Origin of the sequence: Kineococcus gypseus (genome assembly GCF_050871305.1) — a bacterium.
In the GTDB taxonomy this organism is placed as follows: Bacteria; Actinomycetota; Actinomycetes; order Actinomycetales; family Kineococcaceae; genus Kineococcus; species Kineococcus gypseus.
The window spans coordinates 1-6,668 of sequence record NZ_JBJLRD010000095.1 but is presented as its reverse complement, the minus strand read 5'-3'; the positions used below and the strand labels follow the sequence as shown (position 1 = coordinate 6,668).

Genomic DNA, 6,668 nt, shown 5'->3' with positions numbered 1-6,668 from the left:
CGAGCGGAAGGTGATCCGGCGGCGTCACACAGCGTGGTGACGGCCCGGCATCTCAGAAGCGACCGTTTGTGCGACAGGGGCTGCGCTGATCACCAACGCTGGCGTGGGGGGGGGGGGGGCCCCCCCGCCCCCCCGCCGCGCCTTCCCGGAGCTGACCGACCGCGAGCGCGAGGTGCTCGACCTCGTCGCGCGCGGCTTCGACACCGCCACGATGAGCCGGCGGCTGGTGCTGAGCCCGAAGACGGTGCGCAACCACGTCGCCAACGTGCTGGCGAAGCTGGGCGCGGCGGACAGGGCGGCGGCGATGCTCATGGCCCGCGAGGCGGGGCTGGGCGCCTGAGGGCCCGCACCCGCGGCTCAGGAGGCGGCGGGCTCGCGCTCGCCGGCGTCGAGCAGCGCCTCGAGCACCTCGGCCAGGCCGTCCTCGTCCACGTGGGAGGTCACCTCGTCGGCGGCCGCGCGCACCTCCTCGGGCGCGTTGCCCATCGCCACCCCGCGCGCGGCCCACTGCAGCATCTCCACGTCGTTGCGCCCGTCGCCGACGGCCAGGGTGCGCTCGTGCGGCACGTCCAGGCGCAGGCGCACCTCCTCCAGCGCGCTGGCCTTGGTGACCCCGTCGGGCGCCAGGTCCAGCCAGGCGGTCCAGCCCACCGAGTACGCCACCCCGTGCAGGCCCACGGCGGAGACCAGCGCGCCGAACTCCGCGGAGGTGTGCTCGGGGCTGCGCACCACCACGCGCATGACCGGCTCGTCGAACATCTCCGCGAAGGGGACGACCTCGACCTCGCCGGTCAGCTCTCCGTCGGGGAAGGGGGCGGTGACCTTGAAGCCGCGGCCGAGGACCTCCACGGCGAACAGGCCGGTGGGGATGCTCGTGCGCAGCGCCTCGGCCGCGCCCGAGGCGTCGAAGGTGTGCAGGGAGACGACGCGGTAGCCCCCGGGCGCGGAGCGGTCCAGCTGCACGGTGGCGGCGCCGTTGCTGCACACCAGGAACCCCTCGTGCAGGTCCAGGCGCTGCAGCACCGGCAGCACGCCGTGCAGCGAGCGGCCCGTGGCGACGACGACGTGCGCGCCCGAACCGGCCAGGCGCTGCACCGCCCCGCGCACCCGGTCGGACAGCACCTCGTCGTGGTCGACGATCGTGCCGTCGACGTCGAGCGCGACCAGCGCGCCCTCAACCCCCCCGTTCACGCCCCCGACCCTAACCACCGGCGGCGCGCGCGGCCCGGCGGTCCGGCCGGCGGCACCCGTCCGGGTGCGCTCAGGCGGGGACGAGCACGTCGAGGCCCAGGAAGGGGCGCAGCGCCTCGGGCACGCGCACCGAGCCGTCGGGCTGCTGGTGGTTCTCCAGGATCGCCACGATCCAGCGGGTGGTGGCCAGGGTGCCGTTGAGGGTGGCCACCGGGCGGGTGCCGCCCTCGCCCTCGACGCGCTCGCGAACGCCCAGGCGCCGGGCCTGGAACGTCGTGCAGTTCGAGGTGGACGTCAGCTCCCGGTAGGCGCCCTGCGAGGGCACCCACGCCTCGCAGTCGAACTTGCGGGCCGCGGAGCTGCCCAGGTCGCCGGCGGCGGTGTCGATGACCCGGTAGGGCACCTCCACCGCGGCGAGCATGGCCTCCTCCAGCGCCAGCAGCCGCTCGTGCTCGCCGGCGGCGTCCTCGGCGCGGCAGAAGGAGAACATCTCCACCTTGTGGAACTGGTGCACGCGCACGATGCCGCGGGTGTCCTTGCCGTGCGAGCCGGCCTCGCGCCGGTAGCAGGCCGACCAGCCGGCGTAGCGCCGCGGGCCCGCGGACAGGTCGAGGATCTCGTCGGCGTGGTAGCCGGCCAGCGCCACCTCGGAGGTGCCGGTGAGGTACAGGTCGTCCTCGGCCAGCCGGTACACCTCCGCGGCGTGCGCGCCGAGGAACCCGGTGCCGGCCATGACCTCGGGCCGCACGAGCGTCGGGGTGATCATCGGGGTGAACCCGGCCTCGACGGCGCGGGCGACGGCCATGTTCAGCAGCGCCAGCTCCAGGCGGGCGCCGACGCCGGTGAGGAAGTAGAAGCGCGAGCCGGAGACCTTCGCGCCGCGCTCGGTGTCGATGGCGCCCAGCAGCTGGCCCAGCTCCAGGTGGTCGCGCCAGGCGTCCAGGCCCTCGGGCAGCGCGGGCGGCGCGCCGACCTCGCGCAGCACGACGTAGTCGTCCTCGCCGCCGGGCGGCACGCCGTCGGCGACGACGTTGGGGATCGAGCGCAGCGCCTCGTCGAGCTCGGCGGCGGCCGCGTCGGCCTCGGCCTGGGCGGCCTTGACCTGCTCGGCGAGCTGCTTCACCCCGGCCAGCAGGGCCCGCTTGTCCTCGCCCTGCGCCTTCGCGACGTCCTTGCCGCGCGCCTTCTGCTCCGCGCGCAGCCGCTCGAACTCGGCGGTGGAGCCGCGGCGGCGCACGTCGGCGGCGATCGCGCGGTCCACGGCCGCCTCGTCCTCGCCGCGGGCGCGCTGGCTGGCGCGCACGGCGTCGGGGTCCTCGCGGAGCAGGCGCAGGTCGATCACCCTGCGAACCCTAACGGGGTGCGCGGGGCGCGCCGCCCGGTAGCGTTGCGCGGCGTGGTGCTGGGGGACGTGGGGGGCGCGGCCGCGCTCGCCGCCCTGCTGGTGCCGCTGCTGGTGGTCGTCTCCGGGCTGCTGGTGCGCGAGCGGCGCACCGGGCGGCGGCTGCGCGGCCTGGTGGAGGACGTCTCCGCCCCCGCCCTGGAACCGGTGCCGCCGGCGCGCCCGCGCGCGGCCATCGTGGTCAACCCCTCGAAGTTCGCGCACCTGGACGAGCACGCGCTGCGCCGCCGCCAGGCGTACACGGCGGCGGTGTTCCGCTCGCACGGCTGGCAGGACCCGCTGTGGCTGGAGACGACGCCGCACGAGCCCGGCACCGAGCAGGCCCGCGAGGCGGTCCAGCGCGGCGCCGACATCGTGCTGGCCGCCGGCGGGGACGGCACGGTGCGCGCGGTGGCGGAGGGGATGACGGGCACGGGGGTGCCCATGGGCCTGCTGCCGGCGGGCACGGGCAACCTGCTGGCGCGCAACCTCGACGTGCCGCACGCGGACCTGGCCGCCGCGCTGGACCTGGTCTTCTCCGCCCCCGACACCGCCGTGGACGTCGGGCGGCTGACGGTGGACCGCACGGGCTCGGACGCCCGCCCGGAGCGGCACCTGTTCCTCGTCATGGCCGGGCTGGGCTTCGACGCGGCGATGATGGCCGGCGTCGAGGACCGCCTCAAGCGGCACCTGGGCTACGGCGCCTACGTCGTCTCCGGCGCGCGGGCGCTGTGGGGGCCGCAGGCGCGCGTGAGGGTGCGCGTGGACGGCGGCGAGGCGGTGGGGGTGCGCACCCGCGCCGTCATCGTGGGCAACTGCGGGCGCCTGACGCGCAACCTCGTGCTCATGCCGGACGCGCGCGTGGACGACGGCCTGCTCGACGCGGTGGTGCTCTCCCCGCGCGGCGGGATCGCCTGGGGCGAGGTGGTGTGGGCGATCGTCACCCGCGACCGGCGCGGGCAGCGGCGCGTGCAGCGCCTGCGCGGGCGCAGCTTCGAGGTCACCTGCGCGGAGCCGCAGGAGGTGGAGCTGGACGGCGACCCGATCGGCACCGCGCTGCGCGTGCGGGTGGACGTGGAGCCGGCGACCCTGCTGGTGCGCTGCCCCCCGCAGCACGACTGAGGCGGCGGGGGGCCGGTCGGGCCGGTCGGGCCGCTCAGGCGCCGCCGGCGCGCAGGTGGTCCAGCCAGCGCTGGGCCTCGCCGAAGGCGGCGTCGGTGGGGCCGGCGCCGGTGATGGTGCTGCCGCCGTCGGCGCGCGGGTAGCTGCCCACGAAGCGCACCTGCTCGCACACCCGGTGCAGGCCCATGAGGGCCTCGCCGACGCGCGCGTCGGACAGGTGCCCGTCGCAGTCGATGGAGAAGCAGTACCGGCCCAGGGCGTCGCCGGCGGGGCGCGACTCGATGCGGGTGAGGTTGATGCCGCGGGTGACGAACTGCTCCAGGGCCTCGACCAGGGCGCCGGGGCGCTCCTCGCGCAGGAAGAGCACCAGGGACGTCTTGTCGTTGCCGGTGCGCCCGGGCAGGCGCCCGGGGCGCGAGAGCAGCACGAAGCGCGTCTGGGCGCCGGCGCGGTCCTCCACGCGCTCGGCGAGCACCTGCAGGCCGAAGCGCCGCGCGGCGAAGGGCGCGCACACGGCGGCCTCGAAGCCGGCGGCCGGGCCGCCGTCGCGCTCGGCGGCCAGGGCCTCGGCGGCGGCGGCGGTGGAGGTGGCGGGCACGTAGGCCACGCCGGGCAGGGTCTGGTGCAGCCGGCGGCGCACCTGCGCCCAGGCGTGCGAGTGGGTGCTCACGCGCCGCACGTCGCCCAGCGCGGTGCCGGGCGGGGCGGCCAGGACGAAGGAGACGGGCAGGACGACCTCGGCCACGACGACGAGGGGGTCGCCGACGGCCAGGCCGTCCAGCGTGGCGGGCACCCCGCCCTCGACGGAGTTCTCGATGGGCACGCAGCCCACGTCGGCGGCGCCGCTGCGCACGGCCTCGATGGTGGCGTCGACGCTGGGCAGGGGCTCGGCGGGCTCGTCGGGCACGACGGTGCGCAGGGCGGCCTCGGAGAAGGTGCCGACGGGGCCGAAGAACGCGTAGCGGGGCACGGGGCGGAACGCTACCGGCGGAGCGCTGCGGCGGCCGGAGCCCGGGCCCGGGGGGCTCGACCCCGGGCACCGGTCGGCGCAGCGGTCCTGGACGGGCGGTCCTCAGCCGGCGCGGCGCAGGCGCCGGCGGTCGGTGCGGGCGGCCCAGATCTCCTCGCGCTGGTCCTCGGTCAGCCCGCCCCACACGCCGTAGGCCTCGCGGTGGGCCAGGACGTGCTGGCGGCACTGGCGCAGCACGGGGCACTCGGCGCACACGGCCAGGGCGGCGGCGTCGCGGTGCTGGCGGGCGGCCCCCCGCTCGAGCTCGGGGTGGAAGAACAGCTCGGGGTCGGCGTCGCGGCACGAGCCGCGCAGCTGCCACTCCCAGGCGTCGACGGTCGGGCGCAGTGCGTAGGTGGTCCGGCTCACGGTGTCCCCCCGGTGTTGGGCGCTGGCTCCTTGCGGAGCCGTCTTGCCCCCCCGTCACCAGACCTAAACACAGAGCGACTAATCGATCACCGTAGGTGAGACGGCGCGGGACGCCCGCGCCCGCGGCAGCGCCACCAGCGCCAGCGCGAGCAGCGCCAGCCACGCCCACCACAGGTCCGCGCTCTGCACCGCGCGCGCCACCGGCACCGGCACCGAGCCCTCGGCCAGCAGGTTCGCCCCCCACCACGGCCACGCCACGGACAGCAGCGCCGCCGCGCCCAGCGCCACCGCCACCCGCCGGCGCGCGCGCCCGTCGCCGGCCAGCGCGCCGAGCACCACCAGGCCCCACGCGAAGTGGTGCAGCCACGAGACCGGCGAGACGAGCAGCGCCACCAGCCCGCACGCGGCGACCTCGGCGACCGGCGCGCCGGCCCGGTGCGCGCGCCGGGCCAGCGCGAAGCCCGCCGCCGCGGCGGCCAGCGCCACCAGCGCCCACAGCAGCGAGGTCAGCTGCTCGGGCAGGTACAGGCGCAGCAGGAAGCCGCGCACCGACTGGTTGGACGAGCCGGCGTTGGGCCCGAGGCGCTCGGGGTCCCACAGCGCCGCCGTCCAGAACTGCAGCGACGCCGCCGGCGCCACCAGGAACGTCGCCACCGTCACCCCCGCGGCCGCCAGCACGCCGTTGCGCAGCTCGCGCCACTGCCGCGTCAGCGCGAAGTGCACCAGGAAGACCCCCGGCGTCAGCTTCACCGCCACCGCCAGGCCCACCAGCGCACCGCGCGGCCAGCGCAGCCGGTGGCGCCCCACGCGCAGCCCCTCGCCCCCGCGCGCCACGTCCAGCAGGCACAGCGCCACCAGCACCAGGTTCACCTGCCCGAAGCGCAGGTTCTCGCCCACCGGCGAGACCCACACCGCCGCCCCGGCCAGCACGCCGTGCGCCAGCGGGGCCCAGCGCCCCCCGCGCGCCAGCAGCGGGGCGAAGGCCAGGCCCACCACCGCCCACAGCAGCGCCAGCTGCACGCCCGTCCACACCCAGCCGGCCGCGCCCCACGGCAGCAGCGCCAGCGGCACCGACAGCAGCGCCGAGAAGGTCGGGTAGGTGAAGGGCAGCAGCTGCGGCGCCTCGGTGAGCACCTCGTACACCGGCCGCCCCAGCAGCAGGCTGCGCCCGGCCTCGCGGTAGACCTGCAGGTCCACCTGCCACTGGTCCTGCGGGTACGCCACGAGGTAGCGGTGCACCACCGGCGCCGCCGCCGCCAGCAGCACCAGCACGCCCAGCAGCACCGGCAGCGCGGCGGCGCGCGCCCGCGCGGGCACCCCCGCCGGCTGCCCCGGCGACGCCCCCGGCGCCCGCTGCGCCCCCGCCCGTCCGTCCACGACCACGCGCCGATCCTCCCCCAGCCCCGCCCGCCGCGGGCACGCGCCCGGCCCGGGCCGGGCACCGCGGCCACCTAGCCTGGAGCGGTGCCGCACCGCCCCGCGCCCGCCCGGCCCGCCCGGCCCGCCCGGCCCGCCGTCCCCCGCGCGCTGCCCCGCGCGGCGGGCGCGGGGGGGTGCCGCCTGGGCGCGCTGGCGGTGGTGGTGGGGGTGGGGGGT

Annotated in this window: 6 protein-coding genes and 1 pseudogene; 2 read left to right on the top strand and 5 right to left on the bottom strand. The window is 77.7% G+C overall.

Translation table 11 applies throughout. The features are described from left to right. Window positions 1–142: 142 nt before the first annotated feature. Window positions 143–340 (top strand): annotated as a pseudogene (locus ACRYMN_RS20530) (LuxR C-terminal-related transcriptional regulator); the annotation flags it as partial. Window positions 341–357: 17 nt separating this feature from the next. On the opposite strand, the gene ACRYMN_RS20525 reads toward ACRYMN_RS20530, so the two are convergent. Both ACRYMN_RS20525 and serS read right to left on the bottom strand, forming a co-directional pair. Next, window positions 358–1,191 carry an HAD family hydrolase gene (locus ACRYMN_RS20525; protein ID WP_432499236.1) on the bottom strand — a complete coding sequence of 278 codons (834 nt, stop codon included), beginning with the start codon at window positions 1,189–1,191 and terminating at the stop codon, window positions 358–360. 70 nt (window positions 1,192–1,261) lie between these two features. Beyond that, window positions 1,262–2,533 (bottom strand): serine--tRNA ligase, encoded by a 1,272-nt coding sequence (gene serS, locus ACRYMN_RS20520; RefSeq protein WP_432499234.1) that lies wholly within the window; start codon window positions 2,531–2,533, stop codon window positions 1,262–1,264. Between the two features lie 54 nt (window positions 2,534–2,587). On the opposite strand from serS, the gene ACRYMN_RS20515 reads away from it, so the two are divergent. Next, window positions 2,588–3,694, top strand: a complete 1,107-nt coding sequence (locus ACRYMN_RS20515; RefSeq protein ID WP_432499232.1) for a diacylglycerol/lipid kinase family protein — start codon at window positions 2,588–2,590, stop codon at window positions 3,692–3,694. Window positions 3,695–3,728: 34 nt separating this feature from the next. On the opposite strand, the gene pheA is transcribed toward ACRYMN_RS20515, so the two are convergent. The 3 genes from pheA to ACRYMN_RS20500 form a co-directional block, all read right to left on the bottom strand. After that, window positions 3,729–4,664 (bottom strand): prephenate dehydratase, encoded by a 936-nt coding sequence (pheA, locus tag ACRYMN_RS20510; RefSeq protein ID WP_432499230.1) that lies wholly within the window; start codon window positions 4,662–4,664, stop codon window positions 3,729–3,731. Window positions 4,665–4,766: 102 nt separating this feature from the next. Next, entirely contained in the window at window positions 4,767–5,072 is a 306-nt protein-coding gene (locus ACRYMN_RS20505) for a WhiB family transcriptional regulator (RefSeq protein ID WP_432499229.1), read from the bottom strand. Between the two features lie 78 nt (window positions 5,073–5,150). Further along, a complete protein-coding gene (locus ACRYMN_RS20500) occupies window positions 5,151–6,455 on the bottom strand; it encodes a glycosyltransferase 87 family protein (protein WP_432499227.1) in 1,305 nt (434 codons plus the stop codon). Between the last annotated feature and the right edge of the window lie 213 nt (window positions 6,456–6,668).